At 58.8% G+C, this 14,484-nt stretch carries 17 protein-coding genes; 11 read left to right on the top strand and 6 right to left on the bottom strand.

Annotation, left to right across the window (positions count from 1 at the left end; all coding sequences use genetic code 11):
* Positions 1–76 precede the first annotated feature (76 nt).
* Positions 77–244 (top strand): 50S ribosomal protein L33, encoded by a 168-nt coding sequence (gene rpmG / locus GS620_RS12245; RefSeq protein ID WP_037309480.1) that lies wholly within the window; start codon positions 77–79, stop codon positions 242–244.
* Between the two features lie 75 nt (positions 245–319).
* On the opposite strand, the gene GS620_RS22215 is transcribed toward rpmG, so the two are convergent.
* On the bottom strand, positions 320–454 hold the full coding sequence (locus tag GS620_RS22215) for a hypothetical protein (RefSeq protein WP_256369215.1): 135 nt from the start codon (positions 452–454) through the stop codon (positions 320–322).
* On the opposite strand from GS620_RS22215, the gene GS620_RS12240 reads away from it, so the two are divergent.
* Positions 453–959: a hypothetical protein gene (locus tag GS620_RS12240; protein ID WP_171114761.1), complete on the top strand. Its 507-nt coding sequence runs from the start codon at positions 453–455 to the stop codon at positions 957–959. The genes GS620_RS22215 and GS620_RS12240 overlap by 2 nt on opposite strands.
* 136 nt (positions 960–1,095) lie before the next feature.
* On the opposite strand, the gene GS620_RS12235 is transcribed toward GS620_RS12240, so the two are convergent.
* Both GS620_RS12235 and GS620_RS12230 read right to left on the bottom strand, forming a co-directional pair.
* Entirely contained in the window at positions 1,096–1,875 is a 780-nt protein-coding gene (locus GS620_RS12235) for a Bax inhibitor-1/YccA family protein (RefSeq protein WP_171114763.1), read from the bottom strand.
* Between the two features lie 184 nt (positions 1,876–2,059).
* On the bottom strand, positions 2,060–2,269 hold the full coding sequence (locus GS620_RS12230) for a DUF1127 domain-containing protein (protein ID WP_171114765.1): 210 nt from the start codon (positions 2,267–2,269) through the stop codon (positions 2,060–2,062).
* Positions 2,270–2,393: 124 nt separating this feature from the next.
* On the opposite strand from GS620_RS12230, the gene GS620_RS12225 reads away from it, so the two are divergent.
* Positions 2,394–3,275, top strand: a complete 882-nt coding sequence (locus GS620_RS12225; RefSeq protein WP_171114768.1) for a LysR family transcriptional regulator — start codon at positions 2,394–2,396, stop codon at positions 3,273–3,275.
* A gap of 6 nt (positions 3,276–3,281) precedes the next feature.
* Here GS620_RS12225 and GS620_RS12220 read toward each other — a convergent pair whose 3' ends face one another.
* Positions 3,282–4,238: an NADPH:quinone oxidoreductase family protein gene (locus tag GS620_RS12220; RefSeq protein ID WP_171616088.1), complete on the bottom strand. Its 957-nt coding sequence runs from the start codon at positions 4,236–4,238 to the stop codon at positions 3,282–3,284.
* Between the two features lie 339 nt (positions 4,239–4,577).
* Here GS620_RS12220 and GS620_RS12215 point away from each other — a divergent pair, with 339 nt between their 5' ends.
* The 3 genes from GS620_RS12215 (at position 4,578) to GS620_RS12205 (ending at position 7,230) form a co-directional block, all read left to right on the top strand.
* Positions 4,578–4,949, top strand: coding sequence for a helix-turn-helix domain-containing protein (locus GS620_RS12215; RefSeq protein WP_152458749.1), 372 nt, complete (start codon positions 4,578–4,580; stop codon positions 4,947–4,949).
* Between the two features lie 40 nt (positions 4,950–4,989).
* On the top strand, positions 4,990–5,781 hold the full coding sequence (gene hisN, locus GS620_RS12210; protein WP_171329555.1) for a histidinol-phosphatase: 792 nt from the start codon (positions 4,990–4,992) through the stop codon (positions 5,779–5,781).
* 114 nt (positions 5,782–5,895) lie between these two features.
* Positions 5,896–7,230 carry an 8-oxoguanine deaminase gene (locus GS620_RS12205; RefSeq protein WP_171616086.1) on the top strand — a complete coding sequence of 445 codons (1,335 nt, stop codon included), beginning with the start codon at positions 5,896–5,898 and terminating at the stop codon, positions 7,228–7,230.
* Here GS620_RS12205 and guaD read toward each other — a convergent pair.
* Positions 7,227–8,513, bottom strand: coding sequence for a guanine deaminase (guaD, locus tag GS620_RS12200; protein ID WP_171616084.1), 1,287 nt, complete (start codon positions 8,511–8,513; stop codon positions 7,227–7,229). The genes GS620_RS12205 and guaD overlap by 4 nt on opposite strands.
* Before the next feature lie 135 nt (positions 8,514–8,648).
* On the opposite strand from guaD, the gene mgtE reads away from it, so the two are divergent.
* Together mgtE and GS620_RS12190 are read left to right on the top strand one after the other, a co-directional pair.
* Positions 8,649–10,043 carry a magnesium transporter gene (mgtE, locus tag GS620_RS12195; protein WP_171616082.1) on the top strand — a complete coding sequence of 465 codons (1,395 nt, stop codon included), beginning with the start codon at positions 8,649–8,651 and terminating at the stop codon, positions 10,041–10,043.
* Positions 10,040–10,597 (top strand): 5-formyltetrahydrofolate cyclo-ligase, encoded by a 558-nt coding sequence (locus tag GS620_RS12190; RefSeq protein WP_171114779.1) that lies wholly within the window; start codon positions 10,040–10,042, stop codon positions 10,595–10,597. Before mgtE ends, GS620_RS12190 begins: the two co-directional genes overlap by 4 nt.
* Before the next feature lie 3 nt (positions 10,598–10,600).
* On the opposite strand, the gene GS620_RS12185 is transcribed toward GS620_RS12190, so the two are convergent.
* Complete coding sequence (locus GS620_RS12185; RefSeq protein WP_224853568.1) at positions 10,601–10,828, bottom strand: DUF333 domain-containing protein; 228 nt, start codon at positions 10,826–10,828, stop codon at positions 10,601–10,603.
* 133 nt (positions 10,829–10,961) lie between these two features.
* On the opposite strand from GS620_RS12185, the gene GS620_RS12180 reads away from it, so the two are divergent.
* The 3 genes from GS620_RS12180 (at position 10,962) to GS620_RS12170 (ending at position 14,476) form a co-directional block, all read left to right on the top strand.
* Positions 10,962–11,777, top strand: a complete 816-nt coding sequence (locus GS620_RS12180) for a TIGR00282 family metallophosphoesterase (RefSeq protein ID WP_171616080.1) — start codon at positions 10,962–10,964, stop codon at positions 11,775–11,777.
* A gap of 87 nt (positions 11,778–11,864) precedes the next feature.
* On the top strand, positions 11,865–13,643 hold the full coding sequence (locus tag GS620_RS12175; RefSeq protein WP_171205366.1) for an SLC13 family permease: 1,779 nt from the start codon (positions 11,865–11,867) through the stop codon (positions 13,641–13,643).
* Positions 13,644–13,738: 95 nt separating this feature from the next.
* Positions 13,739–14,476, top strand: a complete 738-nt coding sequence (locus GS620_RS12170) for a YbaY family lipoprotein (RefSeq protein ID WP_253283895.1) — start codon at positions 13,739–13,741, stop codon at positions 14,474–14,476.
* Positions 14,477–14,484: the final 8 nt, after the last annotated feature.

Raw genomic sequence — 14,484 nt, 5'->3', positions numbered from 1 at the left:
GGTGCAGCGCGTAAAAGCGCACGCTCATAGGAATTCAACCGAAAGGCCCCTGCCTTTTCGGACGCAGGAGATAACCATGGCGAAGCCGACGACAATCAAGATCCGTCTGAACTCGACCGCGGGCACGGGCCACTTCTATGTGACCAAGAAGAACGCGCGCACCATGACTGAGAAAATGACCATTCGTAAATACGACCCGGTCGTTCGCAAGCATGTCGAGTACAAGGAAGGCAAGATCAAGTAATCTGCCATTCCATATGGAAATTCCGGAAAAGGGCTCTGTTGCACAGAGCCCTTTTTCAGTTCCGGTTTCCTGATTTCAGCGGATGGCAAGCTGCGGCAGTCCGTTGCAGTGGCGCATCAGCGTTTGGGACAATCGCATCCCCTGCGGCTTGCTTTTTATGGGAACCTGCAAGTACGCTTCAGCAAACCGCCACAAAATGTTGACCGCCATGAAAAAAATCTTGTTATCCACAATTGCCGTTCTGACCCTAGCGGCCTGTGAAGACCCGTTTAACCGCGAAGGTGTCGGGTTTACTGGAATCGATGGCGAACCGCGCACGATTTCGGACGTACCCGGTGCCGTCGCCTTTCTGCCAGACGCGACCAACGTTCCGGCAGAGCTGGCGGAACTGCGGACAGTCACGCTTTTGAGTGATGAGGTTGAGCCGTCCAAGGTGGCTTCGGTTGCAATAGACAATGGCGGGCAGACGCCAAACACTGCTGTTCAACTGCAAGGAAGCGACACAAACTTGTTCCTCAGCACTGTCAGTGTCAACGGCACCATATTTGGTGTGCTGCGCACGAGTTCGAACAGTGTGAAGGTCGACAATTCGATCGGTGTAGGCTTTGCGGAAGAAACAGAGCGTTTTACCGGCTGTCTGCCAGCTGGCGGTGTATTCCGCAAAGGAACCTCCGAGAAAAGTTCCGGCTTTGCCATACCGCTGAACTGTAGCTGATCCCGATTACGTTCCAGTATCTCAAAGCCCCGCCTCGACGGCGGGGTTTTTCATTTCCGGGCAAAAGAAATCCGTCGCGCAAAAGAAAAGGGCCGGTCGTGGACCGGCCCTGAACCAATTCGGTTGTCGGCAAGGCTTATTCTTGCTGACCCATGAACATCAGCAGGAACTGGAACATGTTCAGGAACGAGATATACAGGCTCAGCGCGCCGTCGAAGGCGGCTTTGTCCAGCCATTCCTGATCGCCATGTGCAGCGTGGGCGACGTATGTGTTCTTGATGTCCTGGGTATAGAACGCGGTCAGACCGGCAAAGATCAGGATGCCGATGGCCGAGATGGCCAGCATCATTACGCCGGATTGCAGGAACAGGTTGATGATCATCGCAACCAGCAGACCGATCACACCCATCATCAGGAACGTGCCCATTCCGCTGAGGTTCCGCTTTGTGGTGTAGCCATAAAGGCTGAGGCCAGCAAAGGCGATCGACGTCACCAGGAAGGTCTGGGTAATCGAGTAGGGCGTGAAGACCAGAAAGATTGAGCTCATCGAGATGCCCATCACGGCGGCAAAGACGAAGAAGCCAAGCTGAACGGTCGCGGCTGAGCCACGGCGCATCAGGGCACCCCACCCAAACAAGATGAAGGCCAGCGGAGCGAACATTACCACCCATTTCAGCGGCGACAGGAACAGCGCGCCGCCCAAGCTCGTCAGATAGCGGTCAGCGCCGATCTGAGCAACCGCGTTGCTTGGATCGCTGGTTACTGCCAGACCGGCAATAGCCCATGCCGCCAGTGCCGTGATCAGCATGCCGACGGACATGGTGCCGTAGACTTTGTTCATGTGGGCGCGCAGGCCCTGATCAATCTCGGCGGCGCGCGCGCCGGATGCCGTCCGGATCGTGTCGAATTGTGCCATCAAAGGGTCTCCCTAGTCGTCAAGTTAGAGCGCCCCGGCAGAGCGGGGCGGTTTTCCATCTAAATATCGGCAACAAGGGGCTGTGTTTCAAGAGATTCCGGGCGAAAACCGAATAAAAGACGCAACAAAAATGCCAACAGGCGACTCAAGGTCGCCCATCGCCATAAAAATATGAGAGTCATAGTCACCTTTTCCAGAATTGAGGTGCATCCCAGAAAAAGCGTTTTGCTTCTGCGGATGCTTCCTCGCGGGTGACTCCGATATCGTCCAGCACGGCAGCATCCAGTTGTGCCAGATTTCGCCGCTGTCTGGACAGTTCGAACGCTTGAGAGATCAGGGACACCAGGGAACGTTTGGCCGGTTTGCAGGGATTATGGATTGCGAGTTGCGTCATAGCTTGTCCTTTCTGTATTCTCGATGGTTTTGCTGGCTGTTATCAATTTCCTTGATTGATATGGGTGAGTGTGACACATTTTAAAAACGAATATTTTTGATGGAACGCATAAGGAATCGTGAAGATGCGAAATCTGGACATTACAACCCTGCGGTCTTTCGTGGCGGTGGCGGATCAGGGCGGTGTAACCCGCGCCGCCGGATTTCTGCACCTGACGCAGTCTGCGGTGTCCATGCAGCTGAAGCGGCTGGAGGAGCTGCTGGGCCTGGAGTTGCTGGACCGAAGCGGCAGGACAATTGCCCTGACCGCATCCGGTGAGCAGCTGCTGGCCTACGCGCGCCGCATGATTGCCCTGAATGACGAGGTAATCTCAAAACTCACCGATCAGGCCTTTGAGGGCGAAGTGGTTCTGGGCGTTCCCCATGACATCGTCTACCCCGCGATTCCCCGGGTCCTGCAACGGTTCAACGCCGATTTTCCCCGCGTCAGGGTGCAGTTGGTGTCGTCCTATTCACTGCAATTGAAAGACATGTATAAGCGGGGCGAATGTGATGTGATCCTGACGACCGAACCGTCTTCGGCCGCTGGCGCAGAGACCATCGCAGAGCTGCCGTTGCGCTGGATCGGCGCGCCGGGCGGGTCCGCATGGCGCAAGCGTCCGTTGCCTCTGGCGCTGGGGCGGCGCTGCTTGTTCAGACCGCAGGTCATATCGGCGCTGGATGCGGCCGGAATACCGTGGGAGCTGTCCGTGGAAACCGAAAACGACCGTACCATAGAAGCCACGGTCAGTGCTGATCTTGCGGTTCACGCAATGCTGGACGGAACCGAGGCCGCACATCTTGAACAGATCGACTCGGGTGGGGCCCTGCCGGATTTACCTGCGCATATGATCAACCTCTACGGTGGCGAGCAGGGCCGGGATGCGGTTGTCGAAGCTCTGGCACAGTTGGTGCGTCAGAACTTCAGATTGCTGGGCGGTACCCAGTTGCGGGCCGTGGTTGGATGATCGCGATCAAGGCGTGATCACGATCTTGCCCGTGGATTTTCGCTCTTTCAGCAACTGCATTGCATGCGCGACATCTTCAAGGGGCAGGACGTGACTGATGTGCGGTTTTATCCTGCCCTCTGAATGCCACTTGAATAGGGTGTCAAAACTGTTGCGCACAGCTTCGGGGCGGAACTTCAGATAGCCGCCGATATACACCCCGATCACGGTTAGGTTTTTGACCAGCAGATGATTGGCCGGAATCTGCGGGATGTCGCCCCCGGCGAATCCGATGGGCAGCAAACGCCCTTCGGGATTGGTGGCCCTGAACGCGGCCTTGAACACATCCCCGCCGATGACGTCATAGACGACATCCGCGCCACCCAGCGATTTGACCCGCTCGCGCAGGTCTTCGGAAGCATCGATCAGATGATCGGCACCAGCGGCACGGGCAACGGCAAGCTTGTTCTCGCCGCGCGCCTGCGCGATGACCGTGGCGCCCATGAGTTTGCCGATTTCGACGGCAGTCAGGCCGACACCTCCCGCTGCGCCGGTGACCAGAAGGGTTTCACCCGGTTGCAGGCGTGCCCTGTGATCAAGGGCCATGTGGCTGGTGGCATAAGCGATCTGGATGGCGGCGGCGTCTTCGAATCCGGTGTCGTCCGGCAGCACGATCGCACGATCCGCGTCGAATACACCGTATTCGGCTAACCCACCCTGACCGGAATAGACTGCGATCCGGTCGCCTGGGCTGAGCGTTGAAACGCCGGGCCCGACTGTATCCACGATACCGGCGATCTCCATGCCCAGGGTGAATGGGGCAGGTGGCGTGTCCTGATATGCCCCCGTCTGCATCAGCAGATCGGCGAAGTTCAGGCCGCAAGCTTTTATCGCGACCCGCACCTGACCTTCGCCCGGCTCGGGTATTTTCAAGTCACAAAGCTGGGCAGACGCCCCGTCGGATGGAATGCAATAGGCCCGCATATTGTTCCTCAAGAGTTTCCGACATAGGCGCGTGTGCCGTCAGAAAAGTCAATCCGTTTGCTGCGCGGGCGCAAAAGGCCCCCGATTTTGAAGAAGGATTCAGTTGCAGGAATACGGTTCTGTAAAGGCTTTGGGTAATACAACCACAAATCCCTGTCACGGGCATTCGACTCAACCAGCTTGAAAAAAATCTCAAAACCGGCATTATAAACAATCAGTGCTGTAAACGGGGGGCGGTACAGTCCGTATTAGGGAGCGGTTAAGGGGAGCTCTCTAAAACTGCGATATCGGACGTCGCAAAATCCCGTGCAGATGTTTGTGTAGTATAGGAGAATACCAATGACTCATCACGTCGATGTCCATGTGGGCAAGCGCGTTCGGCATCGCCGCTGGCTGATTGGGATGACCCAGCAGCAGTTGGCGCAGCAAGTTGGTATCAAGTTTCAGCAAATCCAGAAATATGAGACCGGTGCCAACCGAATCAGCGCATCCCGCCTGTGGGACATCGCCGAGGCGCTGGATGTTCCGGTCAGCTTTTTCTTCGAAGGTCTGGAAGAAGCCCAGAAAGGCGATGCGGACAAGAAATCCGTCCCTGCCGACCTGATGGGTGACAAAGAGGCTTTGGATCTGGTGCGCTCTTACTATGCGATTCCGGAAAACCAGCGTCGCCGCCTGTTCGAGCTGGCGCGGGTTCTCAGCGACGTTGCCTGACTGACTTGACTTTGTCGCGGATTGCTCGCACCTCAGGGTCATGCAACCGACGACACAGAGCGATATCGAAATTGCCGAAGAAATGGCCGAAGCTGCGCGTGAGGCCATACTCCCCTTTTTTCGTCAAACAAATCTGGAAACCGCGAACAAGCTGGCCGACGGGTTCGACCCGGTCACAGTGGCGGATCGTGCCGCTGAACAGGCGATGCGGGACGTTCTGGCGCGGCGGCGCCCGGATGACGGTGTGCTGGGCGAGGAGTTCGGCGCGCATACGGGCACCAGTGGCCGCACCTGGGTACTGGACCCCATCGATGGGACCCGAGGGTTTATCAGCGGCACGCCAACCTGGGGTGTTCTGATTGCGCTGAGTGATCAGGACGGGCCTTTTATGGGTGTGATCGACCAGCCGTACATCGGAGAGCGCTTTGTCGGATCGTCTTCCGGTGCTCACATGACCGGTCCGCAGGGCACCAGAAGAATGCGAACGCGCGATACCAGGGCGCTGGATCAGGCGACCTTGTTTACCACGTTCCCCGAAGTTGGAACCCCGAAGGACCGCGCAGGGTTTCAGGCCGTGTCCGAGCAGGTGCAGCTGACGCGCTATGGAATGGATTGCTATGCCTATGCGCTTCTGGCCGCCGGGCAGGCGGATTTGGTGATCGAGGCGGGCTTGAACTCCTATGATATCCAAGCGCCGATTGCCGTTATTCAGGCGGCCGGCGGTATCGTGACCGATTGGCAGGGCGGCCCCGCACATCAAGGCGGCCGGGCCCTGGCTGCGGCAAACGCTGACCTTCACGCCGCGGCGCTTGAGATACTCCGCCAATTCTGAATTCTGTTGCCCGGCGCATCAAAGGCAACTACACCGGTGATGGCCGGCTCTTGCGCCCGTTTTCCACCGGCCGACGCACTTCTTGCATGAGACGGGCAGATGCAGGAGCGCGAAATGACGGAAATCCTACTCAAGAATGCTGATCTGATCCTGACGATGGACGAGTCCCGGCAGGAATTGTCCAAGGCCGATATTTTGGTCCGCGACGGGCAGATTGCCCGGATCGGGCAGGGACTGGAAACACAGGGTGAGGTGCATGATGTTTCGGGCTGTCTGGTGACGCCCGGCCTGGTGAATACCCACCATCATCTTTACCAAACCCTGACACGGGCGGTGCCGGGCGGGCAGGATGCGTTGCTGTTTGGTTGGCTGCAAACGCTCTATCCGATCTGGTCGCGTTTCGGGCCGGAGGAAATGTTCACCTCGGCCCAGATCGGTTTGGCCGAACTGGCGCTGTCGGGGTGCACGCTCAGTTCCGATCACCTTTACCTCTATCCCAACGGCGCGCGGCTTGAGGATACGATCGCGGCCGCGTCCGAGCTAGGGATGCGGTTTCATCCGACACGCGGCGCGATGAGCATCGGCGAGAGCGATGGCGGTCTGCCGCCGGACCATCTGGTGGAAAAGGAGGCCGCCATTCTGGACGACATGGTACGTGTCGTGGATGCGTTTCACGACCAGTCGGAGGGGTCGATGTGCCGCGTTGGCCTTGCCCCGTGTTCACCGTTTTCCGTCAGCCGGGACCTGATGCGCGATGCGGCGTTGCTGGCGCGGGACAAGGGCGTGATGCTGCATACCCATCTGGCCGAGAATGATGAGGATATTGCCTATTCGCAGGCGCAATTCGGCTGCCGCCCAGGGCAATATGCCGAGGAATTGGGTTGGACCGGCCCGGATGTCTGGCACGCCCATTGCGTCAAGCTGGACGGGGCCGAGATTGATCTGTTCTCGCGCTCGGAAACAGGCGTGGCCCATTGCCCCTGTTCAAATTGCCGCCTCGGATCGGGTATCGCGCCGGTGCGGGCGATGCGCGATGTGGGTGTCAAGGTCGGCCTCGGCGCGGATGGATCGGCCAGCAATGACAATGGCAACCTCATGCTTGAGGCGCGCCAGGCCATGTTGCTGCAACGGGTCGCCAATGGTGCAGATGCCATGTCGGCCCGCGAAGCGCTCGAGATCGCGACGCGCGGCGGCGCGGATGTGTTGGGACGTCCCGATTGTGGACGGCTGATGCCCGGAAAACGTGCCGATATTGCGGTGTGGGATACCTGCGGCATCGAAAGCGCGGGCAGTTGGGATCCGGCGGCTCTGCTTCTGGCGGGGCCGATGTCGGTGAAACACCTGTTCGTCGAAGGCCGCCAGATCGTACGTGACGGGCACATAACGACCATCGACCTGCCCCGCGTGATCGAGCGTCAGAACACGCTGGCCCGGGCGTTGCAGGCTTAAGCCGCCCGCCGCCCGCCGATCCAGACCTCTGCCACGGCGCGATCATCACCCATCATGATGGTTGGGAAGATCGCTTCCCAAACATCTTCTGCACGGGCCTCGCGCTGGGCGATGGCGGGGGTCGAGGCGAGGTCGATCACGACCAGATCCGCCTCCATCCCCCGGGTTATGTTTCCGATGCAGTCGTCCATGCGCAGGCTCCGGGCGGATCCGACCGTACCCAACCACAGCAATTGCGCCGGATGCAGCGGGCGGCCGCGCAATTGGCCGATCTCATAGGCGGCGGCCATGGTGCGCAGCATCGAAAAGCTGGACCCGCCGCCGGTATCCGTGGCCAGACCGATCCGGTGGCCATCATGGATCAGCCCGTTCATGTCAAACAATCCCGATCCGATGAAGGTGTTCGACGTGGGGCAATGGATCAAAGAGGCATCGACTTCGCGCAGCCGATCCCGCTCCCGGTCTTCCAGATGGATGACATGGCCATACAGGCCGTTCTGGCCCAACAGGCCGAATTTCTCGTAGGTATCCAGATAATCCCTTGCTTCAGGGAACAGGGATCGAACCCATTCGATTTCATCCGTTTGCTCGCTCAGGTGGGTTTGCATAAGACAATGGGGATGCTCGGCCCAAAGCGCGCCCATGGCCTCGAGCTGTTCCGGGGTTGAAGTCGGTGAAAAGCGCGGCGTGATCGCATAGGACAAGCGGTCGACGCGATGCCATTTTTCCAGCAGGGCGGCGGATTGGTCGTAAGCCGTCTGCGCGGTGTCGCGCAGACCTTCGGGCGCGTTCCGGTCCATGCAGGTCTTGCCGGCGACGACACGCTGCCCACGCTGTTGCGCCGCGGTGAAAAAGGCATCCACGCTTTCAGGGTGAATCGTGCAAAAACTGCACATGGTCGTGGTGCCGTGGGCGGTCGTCAGGTCCAGATACCGATTGGCGATCTTGGTCGCATAGTCGAAATCGCCGAACTTCATCTCTTCCGGGAAGGTGTAGGTGTTCAGCCAGTCGATCAGCCGTTTGCCCCAGCTGGCGATCATCGCCGTCTGTGGATAATGCACATGCGGATCGACGAACCCAGCCATGATCAGGCGCGTTCCGTGATCCTTCGTGACTGCGTCAGGATGGGCTTTTTTCAGCGCGTCGGCGGTGCCGACCTCTGCAATTCGCCCGTGTTCGATCACGACCGCTTCGTCCAGCCGGGTCGCCTCGGTCGGCTCTCCGTCGAAGGGTGATCCTGTGAAACTCAGAACACGTCCTTTCAAAAGCGTCTTTTGCGCCATTTTCCCTGTTCTCCACCTGTTTGGAACCGCACACCAGCATAGGCGGACGAAAGAAGTGGGTAAATCGGCGCATTGTCATTGTTTTCCGGTAGCTGCTTCTTCTATTTAGGGGCCAATTGCAAAAAGGGGCAGAGCATGACGACAGGCAGAGACGAAGCCGGACACGATCAGCCCCGGGATGAAGACGCCTATGCGTTGGACCCCAAGGCAGTTGCGGCGATCCTATACGCGGTGGATATAGACGACCGCGACAAGCTGGTTGAGTTGATGGAGCCGCTGCACTCGGCCGACATTGCAGACCTTCTTGAACAGATCAATCCGTTTGACCGGGCGCGCCTGATCCGCCTGTACGACAAAGAGTTCGACGGCGACATCCTGTCTGAACTGGATGAATCGGTTCGTGAAGAGGTGATCTCGGTTCTGAACCCGGATGTTCTGGCCGAAGCCGTGCGCGAGATGGAAAGCGACGATGTCGTTGACCTGCTGGAAGACCTTGAGGAACCGCAGCAGGAAACCATTCTGGACGCATTGGAGGATTCCGAAAGGATCGCAGCCGAGCAGGCACTGTCCTACCCCGAGAACTCGGCCGGTCGTCTCATGCAGCGGGAAGTCGTCATGGCGCCCGAACATTGGAGCGTTGGGCAAGCCATCGACTTCATGCGCGCCAATGACGATTTGCCCGAGCAGTTCTATCACGTCGTTCTGGTCGATCCGCGCATGAAACCGGTTGCTCAGGTAACGTTGGGCAAGCTTATGGCGGCGCGGCGTGAAGTGTCGCTGATTGATCTGGCAGAAGAGGAGTTTCACATCATCCCCGTCGATCAGGATGAGGAAGACGTGGCTTATGCCTTCAACCAATATCACCTGATCTCGGCCCCGGTGGTGGACGCGGATGGCCGTTTGGTCGGTGTCATCACCATTGACGACGCGATGGTCGTTCTGGATGAAGAGCATGAAGAGGATATCCTGCGTCTAGCCGGTGTTGGCGACGAAAGCTCGCTGTCTGACAGCGTGGCGGCGACCAGCCGGCGAAGGTTGCCCTGGTTGGCGGTGAATCTGTGCACAGCGATCTGTGCCTCTTTGGTGATTTCTCAGTTCGAGGCTGCGATTGATCAACTGGTTGCTCTGGCAATCCTGATGCCCATTGTCGCGTCGATGGGCGGTAACGCGGGCACGCAGTCGCTGACGGTGGCCGTGCGTGCGCTGGCGACGCGCGACCTGACTAATGCAAACGTTATGCGAGTGATCCGACGGGAATTGCTGGTTGGCATGCTCAACGGGCTGTGCTTTGCCATCGTGTTGGGCACCGTCGGGATGCTGTGGTTCGATTCCCCGCTGCTGGGTGTCGTGATCGGGGCGGCCTTGGTCGTGAATATGATCATCGCCGGGTTCGCAGGTACGGTAGTACCTGTCTTGCTGGACCGCTTGGGCATCGACCCTGCGCTGGCATCGGGAACCTTTGTGACAACCACGACGGATGTCATGGGTTTCTTCATATTTCTTGGGCTTGCCAGCGTGGTGCTACTGTGACCGATCTGACCGACATCAAAGCCGCGGCGCGCAAAGCGGCCTTTGCCCGCCGCAAGGCCGCGTTTGATGCGCGCCTGCCGGGTGCAGCCGGGCGCTTGTCCGAGGTTCTGGCAGGCCATCGCGGCGTGCCCCTGTCAGGTTACATGCCGATCCGGACCGAGATCGACCCGGTGCCCGCGATGGCCGAAGCATCGGCTTATGGCCCGGTGGGTGTGCCTGTCATCCAGGCAGCCGGTCAGCCGCTGAAATTCTCTCGCTGGACGCCGGACGGTGTGCTCAAGGATGGCCCGTTCGGTGCAAAAGTGCCCCAGGTGGATGACTATTTCGACCCCGAAATTCTGATCGTTCCACTGGTCGCCTTCGACGCAAATGGTGGCCGCCTGGGGTATGGCGGCGGGTTTTATGACCGAACGCTGGAAGGCTTGCGCGCCAAACGCCCGACGCTTGCCATCGGGTTTGCTTTTGATGCGCAAGAGGCTGCGGACCTGCCGCTCGAGCCAACCGACCAACCGCTGGACATGGTTGTCACGGAAAGCCGCGTGCTGACCTTCTAGCTGCTACTGTTCGAAATGGCTGCGCAAATAGTCCCAGGCATCCACCTCGGTGCCGTCCTTCAGGATGCAGACGCCATAGACACTGCCGTCTTCGTTTTTACGAAGCTGGTAGGTCCCGTCGTTTTCAATGCAAAAGGTCGCGGCGGGGTTGGGCATGGATGTCTTGGTGCCTTCGGCAGCGGCAGCAGTTGCAGCCAAAAGGCAGCCGGTCAGAACAATTGACGACTTCACGCAGAATTCCTTCTGTATTCAAGAGACGTATCGAAACATTGCCACGGCAGAATTTGATTTCAACCCCCAAGTCTGCCGTTAATTTCACGCTTCCGCCTTGTTATTGCCCAGTACAGCCCCTACGACCCGGATCATGAGGATTCTGTTTCTTGGTGATGTCATGGGGCGCGCGGGCCGCGCGGCCGTTCAGCAGCATTTGCCGCGCCTGCGCGACGAATGGCGGCTGGATTTTGTCGTGGTCAATGGCGAAAACGCGTCGAACGGCATGGGGCTGAGCGGAGATCACGCCAGGCTGTTGCTCGACGCCGGAGCGGATTGCCTGACGCTGGGCGATCATGCGTTCGACCAGAAAGACATGCTGCAATTCATCGAGAAGGAACAGCGCATCGTACGACCCGTGAACTTCGCCAAGGGCGCGCCGGGGCGGGGTCATCGGCTGTTCACGGCCCCGGGGGGGCGCAAGGTTCTGGTGGTTCAGGTGCTGGGTCAGGTCTTTATGAAACGCCCGTTCGACGATCCGTTCTCGGCTATCGAACCGATCCTGAAATCCCATCCCAGAGGCGGACAGGCGCAGGCGATCATCGTGGACATGCATTGCGAGGCGACGTCCGAGAAGATGGCGATGGGGCACTACTGCGACAAACGTGCAAGCCTTGTGGTGGGAACGCATACCCATGTCCCGACGGCTGATTCCCAGATTCTGCCGGGCGGCACCGCTTATTTGACCGATGCCGGCATGTGCGGAGATTACGATTCGGTCATCGGCATGGACAAGCAGGAGCCCATGCGACGGTTCATCACCGGTATGCCCAAGGCGCGCTTTACTCCTGCAAACGGCGAGGCCACACTAAGCGGCGTGTTCGTGGAAACCGATGATCGTGACGGACAGGCCAAAACCGTGCGTATGGTGCGCGTCGGAGGGCGTCTGGAACAAGCCGGGCCCGAGTAATCATCGTCAGGCTTGCTCTGTCGGGCGCAATGCGTGAAACTGCATGTCATCAGGCGCTTGGGCCCGGGTTCGGACAGAATACCACGAATGAATTTCCTTTCACTGACAGACACAGGAAGCGCGGTTCTGGCGCTGGTCATCGTTGCGGGCATGTTCATCATGTTCCTGCGCGAGGTTTATCCGACCGAGGTCGTGGCCATTGGCGGTGTCTCACTGATGCTTGTAACCGGCATTCTGCCCTATCAAAACGCGCTTGCAGTTCTGTCCAACCCGGCACCCTGGACGATTGCCGCGATGTTCATCATCATGGGTGCTTTGGTGCGGACCGGAGCCTTGGACTCGTTCACCTCGACCGCGCAAAAGCAGGCTCAGGTGAATCCGCGTATCGCCATCGCGTTGCTCATGGGGTTTGTCGTGCTGGCCTCGGCGGTGGTTTCGAATACGCCAGTGGTCGTGGTGATGATACCGGTCTTTGTGCAAATCGCCCGCACCCTGAATGTTCCCGCGTCCAAATTGCTGATTCCGCTGAGTTATGCAGCCATTCTGGGCGGCACGCTTACATTGATCGGCACGTCCACCAACCTGCTGGTCGATGGTGTGGCCCGCGCGCAGGGGATGAAACCCTTTACGATTTTCGAAGTCACGCCGCTGGGGATCGCGCTGGTGATCTACGGCATGATCTATTTGCGGTTCATCGCGCCCAAACTGTTGCCCGAGCGGGACAGCATGGCGTCGCTGCTCAGTGATCGGTCCAAGATGAAGTTCTTTACCGAGGCCGTCATTCCGCCGGACAGCAACCTGATCGGGCGCGAAGTGACAGGAGTTCAACTGTTCAAGCGGCCGGGTGTACGCTTGATCGATGTTCTCCGAGGGGATGAATCCCTGCGGCGAAACCTCAAGGGCGTCGAACTGCGGGTCGGCGACCGTGTCGTGTTGCGAACCGAGATGACCGAGTTGTTGAGCTTGCAAAGCAACAAGGAACTCAAGCGCGTGGACCAGGTGTCTGCCGTTGAAACCAAGACGGTTGAGGTGCTGATCACGCCCGGATGCCGTCTGGTGGGGCGGACCCTTGGGATGATGCGGCTTCGGCGTCGTTATGGCGTTTACGTGCTGGCGGTGCACCGTCGCAACCAGAATATCGGCCGTCAGCTGGATGACTTGGTGGTCAGGGTTGGGGATACGCTGCTTTTGGAAGGTGCCCCGGCGGATATCCAGCGGCTGGCGGCGGAAATGGACATGGTGGACGTCACCCAGCCATCGGCTCGTGCCTTCCGTCGCAGCCATGCGCCGATTGCGATTGGGGCTCTTGTAGGGATTGTTGCCCTTGCCGCGCTGGGCATTGCGCCCATCCTGTTGTTGTCGATTGTGGCCTGCGCCGTGGTTCTGCTGACCCGCTGTATCGATGCGGATGAGGCGTTTTCTTTTGTGGAAGGTCGCCTGTTGGCGTTGATCTTCGCGATGCTGGGCATAGGGGCTGCGCTTGACAGCTCGGGTGCGGTTTCTCTGATCGTCGAGGCCGTTGCGCCGGGGCTCAGTGTCTTGCCGCCATTCCTCATTATCTGGGCGATTTACCTGCTGACCTCGGTGCTGACGGAACTGGTTTCCAACAACGCCGTGGCGGTTGTGGTCACCCCGATCGCCATCGGTCTGGCTCAGGCGGTCGGAATAGATCCGCGCCCACTGGTCGTCGCGGTCATGGTGGCGGCTTCGGCATCTTTTGCTACTCCGATCGGATACCAGACGAACATGATGGTCTATGGCCCCGGGGGCTACAGGTTCACCGACTTCATGAAGGTCGGTGTGCCGCTGAACCTGACGGTCGGATTGTTGGCGTCTCTGCTGATCCCGTTGATCTGGCCGTTATGACATCGGCACAGATTTGCCGCTTTATCCGCGGCGTACTTGTAAATGTCGGATGAACAGCAATCTTTTGTAGAAATATTACTTCAAGGGGTACTGCCATGCTGACATTCGGCCGCACCATGTTTCCTGCGGTTGCTTTCGCCACCGTTTTGAGCGGCGCATCGCTTGCCGGAACCGTCGAAGGAACTGCAACCTACCGAGAGCGTATTGCGCTTCCGCCTGACACGACCTTGTTCGTCGAGCTTCAGGATATCTCATTGGCGGATGCGCCGGCCGAAACGCTTGCCGCGCAGAGATATGCCTTGACCGGTGTGCCGGCGCAGTTCGAACTGACCTATGATGACGCATTGATTCAGGACGGGCGCAGATACGCCGTGCGTGCTTCGGTCATGCAGGGGCAAAAGCTGTTGTTCACCACGGATACCGTTTATCCGGTACTGACACATGGGGCCGAGAATTCTGCTGACCTGCTGATGATACAGGTGCAACACCAAGGTGCCGCGATGCTGGAAAACACCGAATGGGTCGCTTCGGGCCTCAATGGTGCGGCTGTCGAGACAGAGAAACGTCCTGAACTTGCTTTTGGGCAGGGCGGGGCATTTTCAGGCAGCGGCGGTTGCAACCGGTTCAGTGGCCAGGCCGAGATTTCTGACAATCGGATTGCGTTCCCGGACAATATGGCTGCAACGCTCATGGCTTGCCCACCCCCGCTGGATGAGGTCGAGCGGCAGTTTCTCAAGGCGATGCAAAGTGTCACGACCTTCGCGATGCAAGGCAACGCGCTGGCCTTGCTGGATGCTCAGGGTGAGCCGGTGATCAAAATGATGCGCAAGTAATAGGGCAG

This window comes from Ruegeria sp. HKCCD6428, from assembly GCF_013110595.1.
In the GTDB taxonomy this organism is placed as follows: domain Bacteria; phylum Pseudomonadota; class Alphaproteobacteria; order Rhodobacterales; family Rhodobacteraceae; genus Ruegeria.
This window is presented reverse-complemented; position numbering and strand designations above follow the sequence as displayed.

Coding starts and splice junctions, on each gene's coding strand:
- rpmG (WP_037309480.1), top strand. CDS start 77: ATGGCGAAGCCGACGACAATCAAGATCCGTCTGAACTCGACCGCGGGC.
- GS620_RS12240 (WP_171114761.1), top strand. CDS start 453: ATGAAAAAAATCTTGTTATCCACAATTGCCGTTCTGACCCTAGCGGCC.
- GS620_RS22215 (WP_256369215.1), bottom strand. CDS start 454: ATGGCGGTCAACATTTTGTGGCGGTTTGCTGAAGCGTACTTGCAGGTT.
- GS620_RS12235 (WP_171114763.1), bottom strand. CDS start 1,875: ATGGCACAATTCGACACGATCCGGACGGCATCCGGCGCGCGCGCCGCC.
- GS620_RS12230 (WP_171114765.1), bottom strand. CDS start 2,269: ATGACGCAACTCGCAATCCATAATCCCTGCAAACCGGCCAAACGTTCC.
- GS620_RS12225 (WP_171114768.1), top strand. CDS start 2,394: ATGCGAAATCTGGACATTACAACCCTGCGGTCTTTCGTGGCGGTGGCG.
- GS620_RS12220 (WP_171616088.1), bottom strand. CDS start 4,238: ATGCGGGCCTATTGCATTCCATCCGACGGGGCGTCTGCCCAGCTTTGT.
- GS620_RS12215 (WP_152458749.1), top strand. CDS start 4,578: ATGACTCATCACGTCGATGTCCATGTGGGCAAGCGCGTTCGGCATCGC.
- hisN (WP_171329555.1), top strand. CDS start 4,990: ATGCAACCGACGACACAGAGCGATATCGAAATTGCCGAAGAAATGGCC.
- GS620_RS12205 (WP_171616086.1), top strand. CDS start 5,896: ATGACGGAAATCCTACTCAAGAATGCTGATCTGATCCTGACGATGGAC.
- guaD (WP_171616084.1), bottom strand. CDS start 8,513: ATGGCGCAAAAGACGCTTTTGAAAGGACGTGTTCTGAGTTTCACAGGA.
- mgtE (WP_171616082.1), top strand. CDS start 8,649: ATGACGACAGGCAGAGACGAAGCCGGACACGATCAGCCCCGGGATGAA.
- GS620_RS12180 (WP_171616080.1), top strand. CDS start 10,962: ATGAGGATTCTGTTTCTTGGTGATGTCATGGGGCGCGCGGGCCGCGCG.
- GS620_RS12175 (WP_171205366.1), top strand. CDS start 11,865: ATGAATTTCCTTTCACTGACAGACACAGGAAGCGCGGTTCTGGCGCTG.
- GS620_RS12170 (WP_253283895.1), top strand. CDS start 13,739: ATGCTGACATTCGGCCGCACCATGTTTCCTGCGGTTGCTTTCGCCACC.